Raw genomic sequence first — 19,214 nt, forward strand, 5'->3', positions numbered from 1 at the left:
CCCCACCCTCCCCCCCCCCCCCCCACTACCCATGGCCCCCGCGGGCCCCCCCCCCCCCCCGGGGGGGGCCCGGCGGCGGGGCCCGCCGGGCGCCGGCGCCCGGCGGCCCCTCAGCGCTCCCGTTCGATCCGCAGCCGCAGCCGGGGCACGTCGTTCCGCTCGATCCCGAAGACCTGCGCGTACAGCGACAGTTCCGCCTCCAGCGCCCGGACCATCGTGTCCGCCCGCCGGAAGCCGTGCCCCTCGCCCTCGAAGGTCAGATAGGCGTGCGGCACCGCCCGGCCCCGCATCGCCTCCGTCAGCCGCTCCGCCTGGGCCGGCGGGCACACCGCGTCGTCCAGCCCCTGGAGCAGGAGGAACGGCGCCGTGATCCGGTCGGCGTTGGCCACCGGAGAGCGCTCGCGGTTCACCACGGCCAGGGTCTGCGGCGGCCCGGCCAGGCCCTCGATGTAGCGGGACTCCAGGTCGTGGGTCTCCTCCGCGAATCCCGTCAGGTCCAGCACCGGGTAGATGATCGCCGCGCAGGCGTAGAGGCCGGTCGCCGCCAGCGAGGCCGCCGCCGTCCAGCCGCCCGCGCTGCCGCCGCGTACGGCCAGCCGCGCCGGATCGGCGGTGCCCTCGTCCGCCAGGGCCCGCGCCACCGCCGCGCAGTCCTCGACGTCGACCACGCCCCACTGCTCGCGCAGCCGCTCCCGGTAGGCGCGGCCGTAGCCGGTGGAGCCGCCGTAGTTCACCTCGACCACGCCGATGCCGCGCGTGGTGAAGTAGGCGATGTGCAGGTCGAGTACGGGCGGCACGTGGTCGGTGGGCCCGCCGTGCGCCCACACCACGTACGGGGGCAGCTCGTCGGCGGGCGCCCGGCAGGCCGGATGGTGCGGCGGGTAGACGTGCGCGTGGATCTGGCGGTCGTCGGGCCCGAGGAAGGTCCGGCTCAGCGGCTCCGGGTAGAAGGCCGGGTCCACCGGGTCCGCGCCCCGCTCGGAGACCACCCGGGCGTGCCCGGTGGCGGTGTCCAGCTCGACCACCTCGTAGGCGCTGCGGGGGCTGGCGGCGACCCCGTAGACACGCGTCCCGGACACGGCCAGGGTCGGCTGCCAGGCCGTCCACGGCCCGGCCGCGTCCACCAGGTCCCCGGTCTCCGGGTCCAGGATGCCGAGCACCGAGGAGCCCTGGCCGTGCAGCACCGCCACGGGCCCCTCCGCGAGCGGCGCCATCCAGCGCAGGCCCGGCTTCCACAGCGCCCCGCCGAACTCCTCCTCCCGCAGGCACAGGTTGACGGCCCAGCCGGTGGCGGGCTCCACCCGGTACGGGTTCCACCAGCCGCCCCGGTCGCTGACCGCGAGCAGGGCCCCGTCGGGCGCCCACTCCACCTGCGCCACGGACTCCTCGGGCCCGCCGAACACCGTCCGGGCCCCGGCCAGTTCGCCGTCGGCGGTGACATCGGCCACCACCAGCTCGGTGCCGTCCCAGGGCATCCGCGGGTGGTCCCACACCAGCCAGGCCGCCCGCCGGCCGTCCGGGGACAGTCGCGGCCCGGTGGTGAACCGGTGCCGCTCGCCGGTGAGTTCGCGTACGGCCGCCCGGTCCCGGGCGGCCGACCCGTCCAGCGGTACGGCGGCCAGCACCCGCCGCACGTCCGTCGGCGCGGGCCCGGTGAATTCCTCCATGACGCACCAGACCTCGCCGCCGCGCAGCACCGGGTCCACCCAGCGCAGGCCGCCGCCGGTGGCGGAGAGCGGGGTCAGGGGGCGCGGGCCGGGGCCGCCGGGCGCGTCGGGCTCGTAGGCGTAGAGCCGCTGGTCGGCGAAGTGGACGAAGACGATCAGCGGGCCGCCGGTCTCCCGCTCGGCTCCCGCCCAGGGCATGCCGCCGTACTCGGTGAACCGGCTGCGCACGTTCCACGGCGCCGGCAGTTCCGCGCTCTCGGCACCCTCCCCGGCGGGGCGGCGGCGGACCAGGGTGCGGCGGCCGCCCTCGCGGGGGCGGGGCTCGGTCCACCACACCTCGGGGCCGACGGTGCCCACGTACTCGGGCCGCCCGTCGTGGGAGGCGGCCAGCGCGGCACCGAGGGGCGAGGGCCAGCTTCCGTAGGGCCAGGTCGGCGAGGACATCACCGGGCCCCCTTCACAGGGTCCGCAGCGCGCGGTCGAGGACGCGGACGCCGAAGTGGAGGGCTTCGACGGGGACGCGCTCGTCCACGCCGTGGAAGAGGGACCAGTAGTCGAAGCCGGGGGGCAGTTTCAGCGGGGAGAAGCCGTAGCCGGTGATGCCGAGCCGGGAGAACTGCTTGGCGTCCGTGCCGCCCGCCATGCAGAAGGGCACCACGCGCCCGGCCGGGTCGAAGCGCTCGACGCTCTCGCGCAGGACGGCGAACGTGCGGCCGTCGACGGGGGCTTCGAGCGCCACCTCGCGGTGGTGGAACTCCCAGCTCACGTCCGGGCCGGTGAGCGCGTCGAGGGTGGCGGCGAACTCGGCCTCGCCGCCCGGCAGTACCCGGCCGTCCACATGGGCGGTGGCGTGGCCGGGGATCACATTGAGCTTGTAACCGGCGCTGAGCATGGTCGGGTTGGCGCTGTTGCGGACGGTCGCCTCCACCAGGGCGGCGGCCGGACCGAGCTTGCCGAGGACCGCGTCGAGGTCGAAGTCCCGGGCCCGCGGGTCCACCGACAGGCCGTGCAGCGCGGCGAGTTCGGTGATGCAGGCGGCCACGGTGTCCGTCAGCCGCACCGGCCACCCGTTGGCCCCGATCCGGGCGACGGCGGCGGCGAGCCGGCTGACGGCGTTGGCCCGGTTGGGCTTCGAGCCGTGCCCGGTGGTGCCGTGCGCGGTCAGTTTCAGCCAGGCCGTGCCGCGTTCCCCGGCGGCGACGGGGTAGAGCGCGGCCCGGCCGGGGCCGGTGTGCACGGTGAAGGCCCCGGATTCGCTCAGGCCCTCCGTGCAGCCCTCGAAGAGCTCCGGATGCTCGTCGGCGAGGAAGCCGGAGCCGTCGACGGCGCTGTCCTCCTCGTCGGCGGTGTAGGCGATCACCACGTCCCGGCGCGGCCGCACCCCCGCGCGCGCCCAGGCCCGTACGACGGCGAGGACCATCGCGTCCATGTTCTTCATGTCGACGGCGCCCCGGCCCCAGACCACCCCGTCGCGGACCTCCCCGGAGAAGGGGTCCACGCTCCAGTCGGCGGCCTCGGCCGGTACCACGTCGAGATGGCCGTGGACGAGGAGGGCGTCGGCGGTGGGATCGCTGCCGGCGATCCGGGCGACGACATTGGTGCGGCCGGGGGTGCGTTCCAGCAGGACCGGCTCCAGGCCGGCGGCCGCGAGCCGTTCGGCGACGTACTCGGCGGCGGGGCGCTCGTGGCAGTCCCCTCCCCCGCGGTTGGTGGTGTCGATCCGGATGAGGCCGGAGGTGAACTCGACGGCCTCGTCCAGGGCCGTCCGGTCCACGGCCTCGGTGAGGGCGTCGCTGTCGGGTGCGCGCATGTCAGCCATACTGCTCCTCCACGGCCGCGGAGACGACCGTCGTGACCGCCTTGAAGGCGCGGATCCCCTCGTACATCGTCTCGCTGGTGTACGCGACCCTGCGCTCGCCGTCGCGCCGTACGCCCGGGACCACCGTCGCGGCCATCGCCAGGTGCTCGGCGTCGAACTCCAGCCGCACCGTGTACGGCCCGCCGGGGGCCGGCTCGCGGCGGCCGGCCAGGGCCGTGGCCTCCTTGGCGGCGGCCCGGATGTCGGCGGCGGTGCGGGCGGGGGTGCGGCAGACGGCCGCGTAGCGCGAGACGTGGTCCTTGACGGCGACGGTCACCGCGTCCGGGGCGTAGCCGGCGGCGTCCACGCAGGTCAGGTCGTCGCCGGTGACGAGGACGACGGGGACTCCGTACTCGGCGGCCACCTGGGCGTTGAGCAGTCCCTCGCTGGCGCGGACGCCGTTGAGCCAGACGCCGGTGATGGAGTTGGCGAGGTAGGTGTGGGCGAGGACGCCCTCGGTGCCGGCGCCGGTGTGGTAGCCGACGAAGGCGACGCCGTCGATGTCGCCGTGCTGGACGCCCTCCACCATGGAGAGGGACTTGTGGCGGCCCGTCAGCATCTCGGCGCGGGCGTCGAGCCGTTCCAGCAGCAGGTTGCGCATGGTCCAGTGCGCCTCGTTGATGACCACCGCGTCGGCGCCGCCGTCGTAGAAGCCGAGGACCGCGGCGTTGACGTCGGAGGTGAACAGGGCGCGGCAGCGTTCCCACTGGGGCGTGCCCGGCAGCACGTCGGCGGGCCAGGTGACGCCGGTGGCGCCTTCCATGTCGGCGGAGATGAGGATCTTCATCGGGCCCCCGGGCGGTCGTCGGCACGGCGGCGCCCGACGCGGACGCCACGCACGACGCCCAGCCTACGGTCTGCCCCGCGCCCGGGCCCGGATCCGCCCGCACCGCCCGCGCGGCGCGGCGGGCGGCCGCCCGTACGGGGGATTCCACCCGAACCGGTGAGGCTCAGGGGGCGGCGCGGGGCCCGGGCCGGGTGGGCCCGGGCGGGCGGCCGGACGGGGTCAGCGCTCGACCTCGGCGGCCAGGTTGGCCAGCAGGGTGTCGTAGATGCGGGCGAGGCCCTTGGGGGCGAAGGTGCGCTCGAAGAAACCGCCGATGCCGCCGGCGCCGTTCCACACGGTGGTGACGACGGCCTTGGACCTGCCCTCGCCGGCCGGGGTGACCACCCAGGTGGTGACCATGGAGGAGTTGCGGTCCGTCTCGACCAGTTGCCCGTCGGTGGGCTCGGTGACCTCCAGCAGGCAGTCGCGTACCCGCTTGCTGGTGGCCTGGAGCTTCCAGTGCACCAGGGTGCCCTCGCCGTCGCCGCCCTCGCGCACCTCGTACTCGCTGAAGTGCTCGGGCAGCACCTTGCCGCGGGTTCCGTTGTAGTCCGCCAGCGCGTCGAACACGGTCTCCGCGTCGGCTGCGATGATCCGCTCCGTGGTGGCCTCGACCTGCGCCATAGCTGTTCCTCCAGCAGTTGTGTCCGCTCGTCACGGCGAAGCCAACCACCTCCGGCCCGGCCGCCCAAATCCGCCCGTGCGGGACCGGCCGTGACACCCCGGTACTCCATCTGCGGGCCGGTGGGCGGCCGCCCGCCGGGCCCCGGTGGCGGGGCGGTGGGGCCGCGTCCTGGCCTGAGCGGTCATCACATCGGGCCAATCGCCCTCCCAATCCCGGTTTCCGGGCGCTGTTTCCGGGACGATTCCGCCCAGAACCCTCGGCTGGGAGGCCCCATGCTCCACCCCTTGAAGAAGCGCGCCGCCGTCCTGCTGGCGATCTCCACGGTCGCCGCGGCCCTCACGAGCCCGGTGACGGCCGCCCCGGCGCCCGCGCCGGGCGGGCAGGCCGCCGCGCTCACCTGGGCCGCCTGCGCGACGCCCCGGTTCCCCACCTTGCAGTGCGCGTCCCTCAAGGTCCCGCTCGACCACGACGACCCGGCCGGGCGGCAGATCACCCTGGCCCTGACCCGGGTCCCGCACACCGCCAAGACCTCCCAGGGCCCGCTGCTGGTCAACCCCGGCGGGCCGGGCGGCAGCGGCCGGAGCCTCGCCGGGTTCGTCGCCTCCGCCCTGCCCAAGGACGTGGCCGCCCAGTACGACGTCATCGGGTTCGACCCCCGTGGTGTGGGCAAGAGCGAGCCCGCCCTGGACTGCGGGGCCGGGCACTTCGCGCCCGTCCGCCCGGACCCCGTCCCCGTGGACCCGGCCACCGAGCGTGCCAACCTGGTACGCGTACGGGACTTCGCACGCTCCTGCGCCACCCGCCACGCGGACCTCCTCCCGCACATCGGCACGGTCGCCGCCGCCCGGGACATCGAGGTGCTGCGCGGCGCCCTGGGCGCGCCGCGGATCAGCTACTTCGGCTACTCGTACGGGACCTACCTCGGCGCGGTCTACGCCAAGCTCCACCCCAGCCGCGTCCACCGCCTGGTCCTGGACTCCGTCGTCGACCCGACGGGGGTCTGGTACCGGGACAACCTCGCCCAGGACGTCGCCTTCGACGCCCGCCACAAGGCGTTCCTGGCCTGGGTGGCCCGGCACGACGCCACCTACCGGCTCGGCACCGACCCTGCGGCCGTCGAGCGGGCCTGGTACACGATGCGCAAGGCGCTGCGCGCGGCCCCGGCGGGCGCCAAGGTCGGCCCGGCGGAGCTGGAGGACACCTTCCTGCCGGGCGGGTACTACAACGGCTACTGGCCGAACCTGGCCGAGGCGTTCGCCGCGTACGCGGTGAAGAAGGACCCCAAGCCGCTGGTGGCCGCGTACGAGCGGTTCGGCGCGGTGGAGCCCTCCGCGGGCAACAGCTACAGCGTCTACACGGCGGTGCAGTGCCGGGACTCGGCCTGGCCGCGGGACTGGAACGTGTGGCGCGCGGACATGTGGCGTACGCACGCCAAGGCGCCCTTCATGACCTGGAACAACGCCTGGTACAACGCGCCGTGCGCCTTCTGGCCGGCCGAACCGCTCCAGGCCCCCGACGTGGCCAACACCGAGCTCCCGCCCGCCCTGCTGCTCCAGGCCACGGAGGACGCGGCCACCCCCTTCGAGGGGGCGGTCAGCATGCGGGAGAAGCTGGCGGGCTCGGCCCTGGTGGTGGAGGAGGGCGGCGCCAACCACGGGGTCGCGCTCAGCGGCAACACCTGCCTGGACGAGAAGGTGGCGGCCTACCTGCGCACGGGCGCGGCGGCGGACGCCTCCTGCCCGGCCGCTCCGGCCCCGCTGCCCACCACCGCGACGCGGGCGGTCCCGCCCTCGGCGGGCGGCGCGGCCCTGCACGGGCTGCTGGGCTTCCGCGGCTGACCCCGGGGCGCCCCTCCCGTCCCGCGTCAGGCGTCGAGCGCGCGCAGCGCCGCCGTCGCCGCGACCGCCAGCCGCGGGTGGGACTGGGCGCGGACCAGCAGCTCGCGCGCCTCGGGGTCGGCCAGCGCGCCCAGCCCCTCCACGCAGGCCAGCGCCACCCGCCAGTACGGGTCGTGGGGGGACAGCAGCCGGGCCAGGGTCGCCCGCAGGGCGGGGGCGGACTCGGGGGCGCGCAGGGCCGTGAGCAGCCGGACGGGCTGGAGGGCGTAGGCCGTGCGCAGGCCGTTGGTGGCGAGGGCCGCGGCGGCGCGGGCGGTGCGCGGGTCGCCGAGGACGGCCAGGGCCTCGGCGGCGGCCGCGCAGCGGGGCGGGTCCCGGTGGTTGAGGAGGAGGACCAGGGACTCGAAGGCGCGGCGGTCCCCGGCGAGGCCGAGGCGGTAGGCGGCCAGCTCGCGGGCCCACAGCGGCTGCCCGGCCGAGGTGAGGGCGGCCGCCAGCGCGTCGGGGCCGGCCGCGCGCAGTTCCTCGTACACGGGCGAGGGCCCGGCCTCCGCCCGCAGGCGCTCCAGCACGTCGTTCACCCGGCCCACCCTAGGGCGGCGGGGGATCCGCCACGCCGGGTTCCGGATTCTTCCCGGGCCCGTCTGATCGATGATCGATGATCGGTACATTTCGGCGGTACAGGTCACATCTCCGTGCTCTGGCGCGGCAGTTACCGCCGAGTTACTGTCGTGTCAGCACCACTCGTACAGGGCGGCCTGGTGACGCAGCCGCCCCGTGCCGTCCGGTTCGTATGTTCGTTTCGCCGGCGTGACCCCGGGACAGGGCCCGCGCCGTTCTCCACCCCCGGGGGTCCGCCCCCGCCGGGGTTCGCTCTCCGGGCCCGCATGCTCGCATGCTCCGCCGGGCCTTTTCACCGCACGGCACCCCGTACGGCATCCGCGCGCGCTGTGCGCCGCGCGCCGCCCTCAGTCGTCACCCTCTTCCACTGGAGTCCCTCGATGGACCGTCAGTCCAGTCACCCCACCCTCCAGACCGTCGCCGTCGTCGGGCTCGGCACGATGGGCACCGGCATCGCCGAGGTCCTCGCCCGGGCCGGCCGCGAGGTCATCGGCATCGACGTCAGCGAGGCCGCCGCCCGCCGGGCCGCGGCCGCCCTCGGGGCGTCCACGGCGCGTTCCGTGACCCGGGACCTGCTCACGGGGCAGGAGCGGGCGGACGTGCTCGCCCGCTTCCGCACCTTCACGGACCTGGCCGCCGCGGCCGAGGCCGACCTGGTCATCGAGGTCGTGCCCGAGTCGTACGAGATCAAGCAGCAGGTCTTCCGCGAGCTGGACGCCGTGGTGCGCCCCGACGCCATCCTGGCCACGGGCACCAACGCCCTGTCGGTGACCCGGCTCGCCGCCGAGTCCCAGCGCCCCGAGCGCGTCGTGGGCCTGCACTTCTTCAACCCGGCGCCGGCGATGAAGCTGGTCGAGGTGGTCTCCTGCGTGCTGACCGCCCCGCCGGCGGTGGAGGCCGTCACGGAGCTGGCCCGTGAGCTGGGCAAGGAGCCCGTCGCGGTCGGCGACCGGCCCGGTTTTGTCGCGGACGGCCTGCTGTTCGGCTACCTCAACCAGGCCGCCGCGATGTACGAGGCCAAGTACGCCTCCCGCGAGGACATCGACGCGGCGATGCGGCTCGGCTGCGGTCTGCCCATGGGGCCGCTGGCGCTGCTGGACCTGATCGGCGTGGACACGGCCCGTACCGTCCTGGAGGCCATGTACGCCTCCTCCGGCGACCGGCTGCACGCCCCGGCCCCGATCCTGGGGCAGCTCGCGGAGGCGGGCCTGACCGGCCAGAAGTCCGGCCGCGGCTTCTACACGTACGAGGCCGCGGGCAGTTCGGTGATCGTCCGCGACCTCCAGACCCCGCTGGACGGGTCGCTGCTGGGCGCGGGCCGCCCGGTGTCCTCGGTGGGTGTCGCGGGCTCGGGGACCATGGCGAGCGGTATCGCCCAGGTCTTCGCCCAGTCCGGGTACGACGTGGTCCTGGCCGCCCGCAGCCAGGAGAAGGCGGAGGCCGCCAAGGCCGCGATCGGCAAGTCCCTGGGCCGTGCGGTGTCCAAGGGCAGGCTGACGCAGGAGGCGGCGGACGCGACCCTGGGCCGGATCACCCCGGCCGGGTCGCTGGACTCCTTCGCCGAGGTCGACCTGGCGGTGGAGGCGGTCGCGGAGGACCTGGCGGTCAAGCAGGAGCTGTTCGCGGCCCTGGACAAGGTCTGCCGGCCGGGCGCGGTGCTGGCCACGACCACCTCCTCGCTGCCGGTGATCGCGGTGGCGCGGGCCACCTCGCGTCCGCAGGACGTGATCGGCATGCACTTCTTCAACCCGGCGCCGGCGATGAAGCTGGTCGAGGTGGTCCGGACCGTCCTGACGGCCGACGACGTGCACGCCACGGTCCGCGAGGTCTGCGCCAAGGTGCGCAAGCACCCGGTGGACTGCGGGGACCGGGCCGGTTTCATCGTGAACGCGCTGCTGTTCCCGTACCTCAACAACGCGATCAAGATGGTCGAGCAGCACTACGCCAGCCTCGACCAGATCGACGCGGCGATGAAGCTGGGCGGCGGCTACCCGATGGGGCCGTTCGAGCTGCTGGACGTCGTCGGCCTCGATGTCTCGCTGGCCATCGAGAAGGTCCTCCACAAGGAGTTCCGCGACCCGGGGCTGGCCCCGTCGCCGCTCCTGGAGCACCTGGTGGCGGCGGGCTGCCTGGGCCGGAAGACCGGCCGCGGATTCCGTGAGTACGCCCGCCGGTAACCGCGCGGGCCACGAGCCGGATGCGTGGGGAGGGCTGCTCGGGTCCGCCGGACCCTCACGGCGGGCTGACCCTCCCGAGCCCAGTGCGGGCCCTCCCCCGCATCCCTCCCCGTCCCACCCCCCGCAGGCGCGCTCCCCCGCGCGAATGAAGTACTTTCGCTCTATGTCCCAGCCCGCCAAGACCTCGCCCCGCGCCTCCTCGGCCCCCGACGCCCCGGAGAGCGCGGCCGGCACCCGGGCTGCCGCCCAGCGGCTCAAGATGCGCCGGGAGCTCGCCGCGGCGGCCATGGAGCTGTTCGCGACCAAGGGGTACGAGGCGACGACGGTCGACGAGATCGCCGCGACCGCGGGCGTCGCGCGCCGGACGTTCTTCCGGCACTTCCGGTCCAAGGAAGAGGCGATCTTCCCGGACCACGACGACACCCTGACCCGCGCCGAGGCCGTCCTCGACGTGGCCCCGGCGCACGAGCACCCGCTCGACACGGTGTGCCGCGGGATCAAGGAAGTCATGAAGATGTACGCCGCCTCGCCCGCGGTGTCGGTGGAGCGCTACCGGCTGACCCGCGAGGTCCCGGCGCTCCGGGAGCGGGAGATCGCCTCCGTGGCCCGGTACGAGCGGCTGTTCACCCGCTATCTGCTGGCGCACTTCGACGAGCAGGACCACCACGACGGCAACGACGACCCGCTGCTGGCCGAGGTGGCCGCCTCGGCGGTCGTGACCGCGCACAACCACGTGCTGCGGCGCTGGCTGCGGGCCGGCGGGCAGGGCGATGTGGAGGCGCAGCTGGACCACGCCTTCTCCATCGTCCGCAAGACCTTCGGTACGGGCATCGGCGCGGGCCGCACCCTGGGCCCGGCGACGGCCCCCGCGGCCCCGTCCGCCCCGGCCGCGGTCCGGACCGAGGGCGAGGTGCTGGTGGCGGTGGCCCGTACCGACGCCCCGCTCGACGAGGTCATGCGGACCATCGAAGAGGCGCTGCGCGCCCGGTAGCCCGGCGCGAGCGATGCTCGTCACAGCGGCCGTCCCCGACTCCGGGGGCGGCCGTTTCGTATGTCCGGCTTGCCCCTACTCGCCAGTAGCTTTGATCGATCATCGCTCATCTGCGCAGGTCAATCGGCAAATGAGAGAAACTTTTGGCACGCGGTGCCTTGCCGGGTGACACGGGGTGCCATACGTTGAAGTCGTCCGGATGTCCCCGCGACCCGCGCCCCACCCGGCTCGGAACGCGCCCCGGACGCCTGCGTCACCAGGCACCCGCACGCTGCACCACCAGCGTCGCCGCACCACCGCTCAGCCGGACCGACGGCACACGCCACACCCGCTCCCCGCACCCGCGTACACCTCAGCGCACCCTCATCAGCGCTAGCCGGAGGCTCACCGTGAAGGACATCCTGGACGCGATTCAGTCGCAGTCCGCCACCGCCGCCGACTTCGCGGCCCTGCCGCTCCCCGAGTCCTACCGTGCGGTCACCGTGCACAAGGACGAGGCGGAGATGTTCGCCGGGCTCACCACCCGCGACAAGGACCCCCGCAAGTCCCTGCACCTCGACCACGTCCCGCTGCCCGAGCTGGGCCCGGGCGAGGCCCTGGTCGCGGTCATGGCCTCGTCGGTCAACTACAACTCCGTGTGGACCTCGATCTTCGAGCCGGTCTCCACCTTCAGCTTCCTGGAGCGCTACGGGCGCCTGTCGGAGCTCACCAAGCGCCACGACCTCCCGTACCACATCATCGGCTCCGACCTCGCGGGCGTCGTCCTGCGCACCGGCCCCGGCGTCAACGCCTGGAACCCGGGCGACGAGGTCGTCGCGCACTGCCTCTCGGTCGAGCTGGAGTCCTCCGACGGCCACAACGACACGATGCTCGACCCCGAGCAGCGCATCTGGGGCTTCGAGACCAACTTCGGCGGCCTCGCCGAGATCGCGCTCGTCAAGTCCAACCAGCTGATGCCCAAGCCCGACCACCTCAGCTGGGAGGAGGCCGCCTCCCCCGGCCTGGTCAACTCCACCGCCTACCGCCAGCTGGTCTCCAACAACGGCGCCGGCATGAAGCAGGGCGACAACGTCCTGATCTGGGGCGCCAGCGGCGGCCTCGGCTCGTACGCCACCCAGTTCGCGCTGGCCGGCGGCGCCAACCCGATCTGCGTCGTCTCCTCCCCCGAGAAGGCCGAGATCTGCCGGTCCATGGGCGCCACCGCGGTCATCGACCGCAACGCCGAGGGCTACAAGTTCTGGAAGGACGAGAACACCCAGGACCCGCGCGAGTGGAAGCGCTTCGGCTCCAAGATCCGCGAGCTGACCGGCGGCGAGGACATCGACATCGTCTTCGAGCACCCGGGCCGCGAGACCTTCGGCGCCTCGGTCTACGTCACCCGCAAGGGCGGCACCATCACCACCTGCGCCTCCACCTCCGGCTACATGCACCAGTACGACAACCGCTACCTCTGGATGTCCCTCAAGCGGATCGTCGGCTCGCACTTCGCCAACTACCGCGAGGCGTGGGAGGCCAACCGCCTGATCGCCAAGGGCAAGATCCACCCCACCCTGTCGAAGGTCTACTCCCTGGAGGAGACCGGCCAGGCCGCCTACGACGTCCACCGCAACCTCCACCAGGGCAAGGTCGGCGTCCTCGCCCTCGCCCCCGAGGAGGGCCTCGGCGTCCGCGACCACGAGATGCGCGCCCAGCACCTCGACGCGATCAACCGATTCCGCAACGTCTGAGCCCGCTCAAAGGCCGTAAGGATCGCCTGAGATGACAGAGCGCCAGAAGGACCGTCCGTGGCTCATGCGGACGTACGCCGGCCACTCCACGGCCGAGGCGTCCAACGAGCTGTACCGCCGCAACCTCGCCAAGGGCCAGACCGGCCTGTCGGTCGCGTTCGACCTGCCGACGCAGACCGGCTACGACCCCGACCACATCCTCGCCCGCGGCGAGGTCGGCCGGGTCGGGGTCCCGGTCTCCCACCTCGGCGACATGCGGCGGCTGTTCCAGGACATACCCCTGGAGCAGATGAACACCTCGATGACGATCAACGCCACCGCCATGTGGCTGCTGGCGCTCTACCAGGTGGCCGCCGAGGAGCAGGGCGCGGACATCGCCCAGCTCCAGGGCACCACCCAGAACGACATCGTCAAGGAATACCTCTCGCGCGGGACGCACGTCTTCCCGCCGGGGCCGTCCCTGCGGCTGACGACGGACATGATCGCGTACACGGTCAACCACATCCCCAAGTGGAACCCGATCAACATCTGCTCGTACCACCTCCAGGAGGCCGGGGCCACCCCGGTCCAGGAGATCTCGTACGCCATGTCCACGGCGATCGCGGTCCTCGACTCGGTGCGCGACTCGGGACAGGTGCCCGAGGAGCGCTTCGGCGAGGTCGTCGCCCGCATCTCCTTCTTCGTGAACGCGGGCGTCCGCTTCATCGAGGAGATGTGCAAGATGCGCGCCTTCGGCCGCATCTGGGACCAGGTGACCAAGGAGCGCTACGGCATCGGGAACGCGAAGCAGCGCCGCTTCCGTTACGGCGTCCAGGTCAACTCCCTGGGCCTGACCGAGGCCCAGCCCGAGAACAACGTCCAGCGCATCGTGCTGGAGATGCTCGCGGTCACCCTCTCCAAGGACGCCCGCGCCCGCGCGGTGCAGCTGCCCGCCTGGAACGAGGCGCTGGGCCTGCCCCGGCCCTGGGACCAGCAGTGGTCGCTGCGCATCCAGCAGGTCCTCGCCCACGAGAGCGACCTGCTGGAGTACGACGACATCTTCGCCGGATCCCACGTCATCGAGGCCAAAGTCGACTCCCTGGTCGCCGACTGCCTGGCCGAGATCGACCGGATCCAGGAGATGGGCGGCGCCATGGCCGCCGTCGAGTCCGGGTACCTCAAGTCCCAGCTCGTCTCCTCGCACGCCGAACGGCGCGCCCGGATCGAGGCCGGCGAGGACAAGATCGTCGGCGTGAACTGCTTCGAGCAGACCGAGCCGAACCCGCTCACCGCCGACCTCGACGGCGCCATCATGACCGTCGACGGAGCCGTGGAAGCCTTCACGGTCGAGCGGATCGGGCGCTGGCGGGCCGAGCGCCAGGAGTCCACGGACCGGCAGGGCGAGGGCGACCCGTTCGTCTTCCCCACCACCCAGCAGGCGCTGGAGCGCCTCAAGGAGGCCGCCGCCGGCACCGAGAACCTGATGGAGGCCACCCTGGAGTGCGCCCGCGCCGGTGTCACCACCGGCGAGTGGGCGGGCGCGCTGCGCGAGGTCTTCGGCGAGTTCCGCGCCCCCACCGGGGTCTCCTCGGCCCCGGTGGCGGTCGCCGCCGAGCCCGGCACCCCGATGCACGAGGTCCGCGAGAAGGTCACCCGTACCGCCGACGAGCTCGGCTCCGGCCGGCTGCGCCTGCTGGTCGGCAAGCCCGGCCTCGACGGGCACTCCAACGGCGCCGAGCAGATCGCCGTCCGCGCTCGCGACGCCGGCTTCGAGGTGGTCTACCAGGGGATCCGGCTGACCCCCGAGGAGATCTCCACGGCGGCGCTGGCCGAGGACGTGCACTGCGTGGGGCTGTCCATCCTGTCCGGGTCGCACAGCGCGCTCGTCCCGGACGTCCTGGAACGGCTGCGCGGGGCGGGGGCGGGTGACATCCCCGTCATCGTCGGGGGCATCATTCCGAACGCCGACGCCGTCGCGCTCAAGGCAGCGGGGGTCGCCGCCGTCTTCACGCCGAAGGACTTCGGCATCACGGAGATCATCGGCCGTATCGTCGACGAGATCCGCAAGGCCAACAAGCTCGCCCCGCTCGACATCGACAACGCACTCGTTGCAAGCACGGAGGTCCCCGCATGACCACGCCCGCCCACCCGTCGCCCGCCGCCGCCCTGCCTGACCTCCGCTCCGCGTCGGGCACCCCTGGGACCGTGGTGAACCGCCTTCGCCCGCGTCGCTCCTGCCTCGCGGTGCCCGGCTCGAACCCGCGGTTCCTGGAGAAGGCCCAGGGCCTGCCGGCCGACCAGGTCTTCCTGGATCTGGAGGACGCCTGCGCCCCGCTCGCCAAGGAAGGCGCCCGCCACACCATCGTGGACGCGCTGAACAACGGCGACTGGACCGGCAAGACCCGCGTCGTGCGCGTCAACGACTGGACCACCCACTGGACCTACCGCGACGTGATCACCGTCGTGGAGGGGGCCGGCCAGAACCTCGACTGCATCATGCTGCCGAAGGTCCAGGACGCCCAGCAGGTCGTCGCCCTCGACCTCCTCCTGACCCAGATCGAGAAGACCATGGGCTTCGAGGTCGGCAAGATCGGCATCGAGGCGCAGATCGAGAACGCCAAGGGCCTGGTGAACGTCGACGAGATCGCCGCCGCCTCGCCCCGGCTGGAGACCATCATCTTCGGCCCGGCCGACTTCATGGCCTCCATCAACATGAAGTCCCTGGTCGTGGGCATGCAGCCGCCCGGCTACCCGGCGGACGCCTACCACTACATCCTCATGCGGATCCTGATGGCGGCCCGTACGCACAACCTCCAGGCCATCGACGGCCCCTTCCTCCAGATCCGCGACGTGGACGCCTACCGCGAGGTGGCCGGCCGGGCCGCCGCGCTCGGCTTCGACGGCAAGTGGGTGCTGCACCCCGGCCAGGTCGACGCGGCGAACGAGGTCTTCTCCCCCTCCCAGGAGGACTACGACCACGCCGAGCTGATCCTCGACGCCTACGACTGGTGCACCTCCGAGGAGGGCGGCAAGAAGGGCTCCGCGATGCTCGGCGACGAGATGATCGACGAGGCCAGCCGCAAGATGGCCCTGGTCATCGCGGGCAAGGGCCGCGCCGCCGGCATGCAGCGCACCACCAAGTTCGAGCACCCCTCGACCGAGAAGACGGCGGAGGTCTGAGCATGCAGTTCGGACGCACGTACGAGGAGTTCGAGGTCGGGGCCGTCTACAAGCACTGGCCCGGGAAAACGGTCACAGAGTACGACGACCACCTCTTCTGTCTGCTGACCATGAACCACCACCCGCTGCACATGGACAGCAACTACGCCGAGAACACCACCGACTTCGGCAAGAACGTGGTCGTGGGCAACTACATCTACTCGCTGCTGCTCGGCATGTCCGTGCCGGACGTCTCCGGGAAGGCCATCGCCAACCTCGAGATCGAGTCCCTGCGGCACGTGGCGCCGACCTTCCACGGCGACACGATCTACGGCGAGACCACGGTCCTGGACAAGACCCCGTCGAAGTCGAAGAACGACCGCGGCATCGTCTACGTCGAGACCAAGGGCTACAAGCAGGACGGCACCCTCGTCTGCGTCTTCCGGCGCAAGGTGATGGTCCCGACCGAGACGTACATCAAGGAGCGCGGCGGCGAGCAGCCCGGCCGCCCCCAGCTGAAGACCCAGGAGAAGTAGCCATGGCCCGACTCGCCCAGACCGCCGGGCTGACCGACGTCCAGCGGGAGATCCTCAAGACCGTCCGCGAGTTCGTCGACAAGGAGATCATCCCGGTCGCGACCGAGCTGGAGCACCGCGACGAGTACCCGCAGCAGATCGTCGACGGCCTCAAGGAGCTCGGCCTCTTCGGGCTGATGATCCCCGAGGAGTACGGCGGTCTCGGTGAGTCGCTGCTCACCTACGCCCTCTGCGTGGAGGAGATCGCGCGGGGCTGGATGTCCGTCTCGGGCATCATCAACACGCACTTCATCGTGGCGTACATGCTCAAGCAGCACGGCACGCAGGAGCAGAAGGACCACTTCCTGCCGCGCATGGCCCTCGGCGAGGTGCGCGGCGCCTTCTCGATGTCCGAGCCGGCCCTGGGCTCGGATGTGTCGGCCATCTCCTCGAAGGCGGTGAAGGACGGCGACGAGTACGTCCTCAACGGCCAGAAGATGTGGCTGACGAACGGCGGCAGCTCCACGCTGGTGGCCGTCCTCGTCCGGAGTGACGAAGGACACCCCGAGGGCACGGCGCCCCACAAGTCGATGACGACCTTCCTCGTGGAGAAGGAGCCCGGCTTCGGCGAGGTGCGCCCCGGCCTCACCATCCCGGGCAAGATCGACAAGATGGGCTACAAGGGCGTCGACACGACCGAGCTCATCATGGACGGACTGCGCATTCCGGCCAATCGTGTCCTGGGCGGGCAGACCGGCCGAGGGTTTTACCAAATGATGGACGGGGTCGAGGTCGGCCGCGTCAACGTGGCGGCCCGTGGCTGCGGTGTCGCGCAGCGTGCTTTCGAGCTCGGTGTCTCGTATGCCCAGCAACGTCACACTTTCGGCAAGCCGATCGCCGCGCACCAGGCCATCCAGTTCAAGCTGGCCGAGATGGCTACCAAGGTCGAAGCCGCGCATGCGATGATGGTCAATGCAGCACGCAAAAAGGACTCCGGGGAACGAAACGACCTCGAAGCAGGGATGGCGAAGTACCTCGCCTCCGAGTACTGCAAGGAGGTTGTGGAGGACGCCTTCCGTATCCACGGCGGATACGGATTCTCGAAGGAGTACGAGATCGAGCGCCTCTACCGGGAGGCTCCGATGCTGCTGATCGGCGAAGGTACCGCCGAAATCCAGAAAATGATCATCGGGCGACGCCTGCTCGAGGAGTACCGACTCCAGGGCTGAAAGTCCCTTTTGTGGCGGATCTTCCCTGGGTCCGCCACGAAAGGATCACTGCCAGTCACTGGCCGACGGTCATCGACTCGGCTTCTGGCTTGCCCAGTTGTTGCGCGCAACCGATAGCATTCCAGTAAAGCCGCCGTCCCGTCCCCCCGTTTGCGGCGCGGCAATCACCCGCTACGAAGGTCATCCATGCCCCACAGCCAAACCTCTGCACCTCGCGACAGCCGACTCGGCGTACGTCTCGCTCGCGGAGCATCGCCGTGGCTTCTGCCGACCGTCGCCACCGCGGCGCTCAGCCTGGCCCGGGCCCGCAAGTCCGGGCGCTGGGCCGCCGCGGCCGTGCCCGCCACCGCGCTCGCCGCGGGCATGCTGTGGTTCTTCCGCGACCCCGAGCGTGAGATCACCCAGGGCCGCGTCATCTCGCCCGCCGACGGTGTGGTGCAGAGCATCATGCCGTGGAAGGACGGGCGGACCCGGGTCGCGATCTTCATGAGCCCGCTCAACGTCCACGTCAACCGCGCTCCCCTCGCCGGCACGATCACCTCCGTCGAGCACATCCCCGGCGGATTCGTCCCGGCGTTCAACAAGGAGAGCGAGAACAACGAGCGCGTCGTCTGGCACTTCGACACGGAGCTCGGCGACATCGAGATGGTGCAGATCGCCGGCGCCGTCGCCCGCCGCATCGTGCCGTACCTGCCGGCAGGCACCAAGGTCGAACAGGGCGAACGCATCGGCCTGATCCGCTTCGGCTCCCGCGTCGACATCTACCTCCCCGAGGGCGTCGAGGTCGCGGTCGAGGTCGGGCAGGCCACCACCGCGGGGGTGACACGAATTGACCGTGACTGACCCTGAGACTCCGTCCACCGGCTGGGTGCCGGAGCCGGCCGAGGAGGAGTCCGCCGAGGACGACATGCCGCTGTCGCTGCGGCTGTCGATAGCGGACACCCTCACCCTCGGTAACGCCACGTGCGGATTCATGGCGGTGTACTTCACCACCACCGGGATCCTCATCCCGCACCTCACCGGCAGCGGCGAGACGGGCATGGCACGCAACAGCGCCGCCACGGCGGTGATACTGATGCTGCTCGCCGCGGTCTTCGACCTCTTCGACGGCATCGTCGCCCGCAAGCTGCGCAGCTCGCCGATGGGCGCGGAGCTGGACAACCTGTCCGACCTGATCAGCTTCGGGCTGGCGCCGGCGTACTTCGTCCTCGTCTACGGCATGGTCGCCGTGGACGCGGACCAGAAGATGTCCGCCCTGGCGGCGATCGTGGTGCTGCTGGCCGTGGTGCTGAGACTCGCGCGGTTCAGCTGCGTGACGATGAAGGACGGCATGTTCCAGGGCATGCCGAGCCCCTTCGGCGCGCTGACGGTCGTCTCGATCGTGCTGCTGGAGCTGCCGTTCATCCCGACGCTGCTGGCGATCATCGGTGTGGCCTGGCTGATGGTGAGCCGGGTCGAGTACCCGAAGCCGCGGGGTGTGCTCGCGGTGGCCATGCTGTGCTGGATCGTCAGCGCGATGGGGCTCCTGGCGGCCTGGGCGTTCGACGCCCCGGGCGGTCAGCTGCTGCTCCAGACGGGCTGTGCGCTGCAGATCGCGATGGCGGCGACGATCCCGCTGTTCGCGACGACGCGGAGGGCGAACACCTTCCGCCACAACCGCCGCGAGGCCCGCGCCACATCCCTGCGCTGACCCGCACCGTCGAAGGACCCCGGACGCCATTGGCATCCGGGGTCCTTCGCATGTCCGGGGGTGGGGCCGGGGGTGGGGGCGGTGGTGGGGCGGGGAGCGTCCGGGGTAGGCATGATTTATGGCCCCTCGGGCAGTCCGCACCCCACGGGCCGAGCCGGGCCACAAATCACGTTTGACACCCCGGACACTCCCCGCCCCACCACCGCCCCCACCCCCTCCGTCCGCCTTCCCCGCCCCTCTCTGCCCGCCCCCACTCCCTCACCCGGTCCCCGCCGCCCCCGCCCAGGCTCTCTTCGTCCGCGCTCCTCCAGC

15 protein-coding genes are annotated in these 19,214 nt (G+C 72.2%); 10 read left to right on the plus strand and 5 right to left on the minus strand.

Annotation, left to right across the window (positions count from 1 at the left end; genetic code table 11):
- Positions 1 to 110: 110 nt before the first annotated feature.
- The 4 genes from ABZ873_RS07525 to ABZ873_RS07540 all read right to left on the minus strand — a co-directional run bounded on the left by ABZ873_RS07525 (position 111) and on the right by ABZ873_RS07540 (position 4,975).
- Complete coding sequence (locus tag ABZ873_RS07525) at positions 111 to 2,111, minus strand: prolyl oligopeptidase family serine peptidase (protein WP_360866680.1); 2,001 nt, start codon at positions 2,109 to 2,111, stop codon at positions 111 to 113.
- A gap of 13 nt (positions 2,112 to 2,124) precedes the next feature.
- On the minus strand, positions 2,125 to 3,486 hold the full coding sequence (locus tag ABZ873_RS07530; RefSeq protein ID WP_360866683.1) for a M20/M25/M40 family metallo-hydrolase: 1,362 nt from the start codon (positions 3,484 to 3,486) through the stop codon (positions 2,125 to 2,127).
- Positions 3,479 to 4,312 (minus strand): M55 family metallopeptidase, encoded by an 834-nt coding sequence (locus ABZ873_RS07535; RefSeq protein WP_360866686.1) that lies wholly within the window; start codon positions 4,310 to 4,312, stop codon positions 3,479 to 3,481. The genes ABZ873_RS07530 and ABZ873_RS07535 overlap by 8 nt, the downstream gene beginning before the upstream one ends.
- A 219-nt stretch (positions 4,313 to 4,531) precedes the next feature.
- On the minus strand, positions 4,532 to 4,975 hold the full coding sequence (locus ABZ873_RS07540) for an SRPBCC family protein (RefSeq protein ID WP_360866689.1): 444 nt from the start codon (positions 4,973 to 4,975) through the stop codon (positions 4,532 to 4,534).
- Positions 4,976 to 5,248: 273 nt separating this feature from the next.
- On the opposite strand from ABZ873_RS07540, the gene ABZ873_RS07545 reads away from it, so the two are divergent.
- Complete coding sequence (locus ABZ873_RS07545) at positions 5,249 to 6,814, plus strand: alpha/beta hydrolase (protein ID WP_360866692.1); 1,566 nt, start codon at positions 5,249 to 5,251, stop codon at positions 6,812 to 6,814.
- A gap of 26 nt (positions 6,815 to 6,840) precedes the next feature.
- Here the strand turns inward: ABZ873_RS07545 and ABZ873_RS07550 are convergent, their stop codons facing one another.
- The gene (locus ABZ873_RS07550) at positions 6,841 to 7,395 is read right to left on the minus strand and encodes an adenylosuccinate lyase (protein ID WP_360866695.1); all 555 of its coding nucleotides are present in this window, start codon (positions 7,393 to 7,395) and stop codon (positions 6,841 to 6,843) included.
- Positions 7,396 to 7,815: 420 nt separating this feature from the next.
- Here ABZ873_RS07550 and ABZ873_RS07555 point away from each other — a divergent pair, with 420 nt between their 5' ends.
- From ABZ873_RS07555 to pssA, 9 genes are all read left to right on the plus strand, one after another.
- On the plus strand, positions 7,816 to 9,612 hold the full coding sequence (locus ABZ873_RS07555; protein WP_360866698.1) for a 3-hydroxybutyryl-CoA dehydrogenase: 1,797 nt from the start codon (positions 7,816 to 7,818) through the stop codon (positions 9,610 to 9,612).
- A gap of 163 nt (positions 9,613 to 9,775) precedes the next feature.
- Complete coding sequence (locus tag ABZ873_RS07560) at positions 9,776 to 10,603, plus strand: TetR family transcriptional regulator (protein WP_360866700.1); 828 nt, start codon at positions 9,776 to 9,778, stop codon at positions 10,601 to 10,603.
- A gap of 389 nt (positions 10,604 to 10,992) precedes the next feature.
- The gene (gene ccrA / locus ABZ873_RS07565) at positions 10,993 to 12,330 is read left to right on the plus strand and encodes a crotonyl-CoA carboxylase/reductase (protein WP_360866703.1); all 1,338 of its coding nucleotides are present in this window, start codon (positions 10,993 to 10,995) and stop codon (positions 12,328 to 12,330) included.
- Between the two features lie 31 nt (positions 12,331 to 12,361).
- Positions 12,362 to 14,443 carry a protein meaA gene (locus tag ABZ873_RS07570; protein WP_360866706.1) on the plus strand — a complete coding sequence of 694 codons (2,082 nt, stop codon included), beginning with the start codon at positions 12,362 to 12,364 and terminating at the stop codon, positions 14,441 to 14,443.
- Positions 14,444 to 14,517: 74 nt separating this feature from the next.
- Positions 14,518 to 15,489 (plus strand): CoA ester lyase, encoded by a 972-nt coding sequence (locus tag ABZ873_RS07575; protein ID WP_360867054.1) that lies wholly within the window; start codon positions 14,518 to 14,520, stop codon positions 15,487 to 15,489.
- A gap of 2 nt (positions 15,490 to 15,491) precedes the next feature.
- Positions 15,492 to 16,004 (plus strand): MaoC family dehydratase, encoded by a 513-nt coding sequence (locus ABZ873_RS07580; RefSeq protein ID WP_030715386.1) that lies wholly within the window; start codon positions 15,492 to 15,494, stop codon positions 16,002 to 16,004.
- Positions 16,005 to 16,006: 2 nt separating this feature from the next.
- Complete coding sequence (locus ABZ873_RS07585) at positions 16,007 to 17,212, plus strand: acyl-CoA dehydrogenase family protein (protein WP_360866710.1); 1,206 nt, start codon at positions 16,007 to 16,009, stop codon at positions 17,210 to 17,212.
- A gap of 186 nt (positions 17,213 to 17,398) precedes the next feature.
- Positions 17,399 to 18,055, plus strand: a complete 657-nt coding sequence (locus tag ABZ873_RS07590; protein WP_360866714.1) for a phosphatidylserine decarboxylase — start codon at positions 17,399 to 17,401, stop codon at positions 18,053 to 18,055.
- 64 nt (positions 18,056 to 18,119) lie between these two features.
- A complete protein-coding gene (pssA, locus tag ABZ873_RS07595) occupies positions 18,120 to 18,902 on the plus strand; it encodes a CDP-diacylglycerol--serine O-phosphatidyltransferase (RefSeq protein WP_360867057.1) in 783 nt (260 codons plus the stop codon).
- Positions 18,903 to 19,214 lie beyond the last annotated feature (312 nt).

It is taken from the genome of Streptomyces sp. NPDC047014 (assembly GCF_040644195.1).
Taxonomy (GTDB): Bacteria; Actinomycetota; Actinomycetes; order Streptomycetales; family Streptomycetaceae; genus Streptomyces.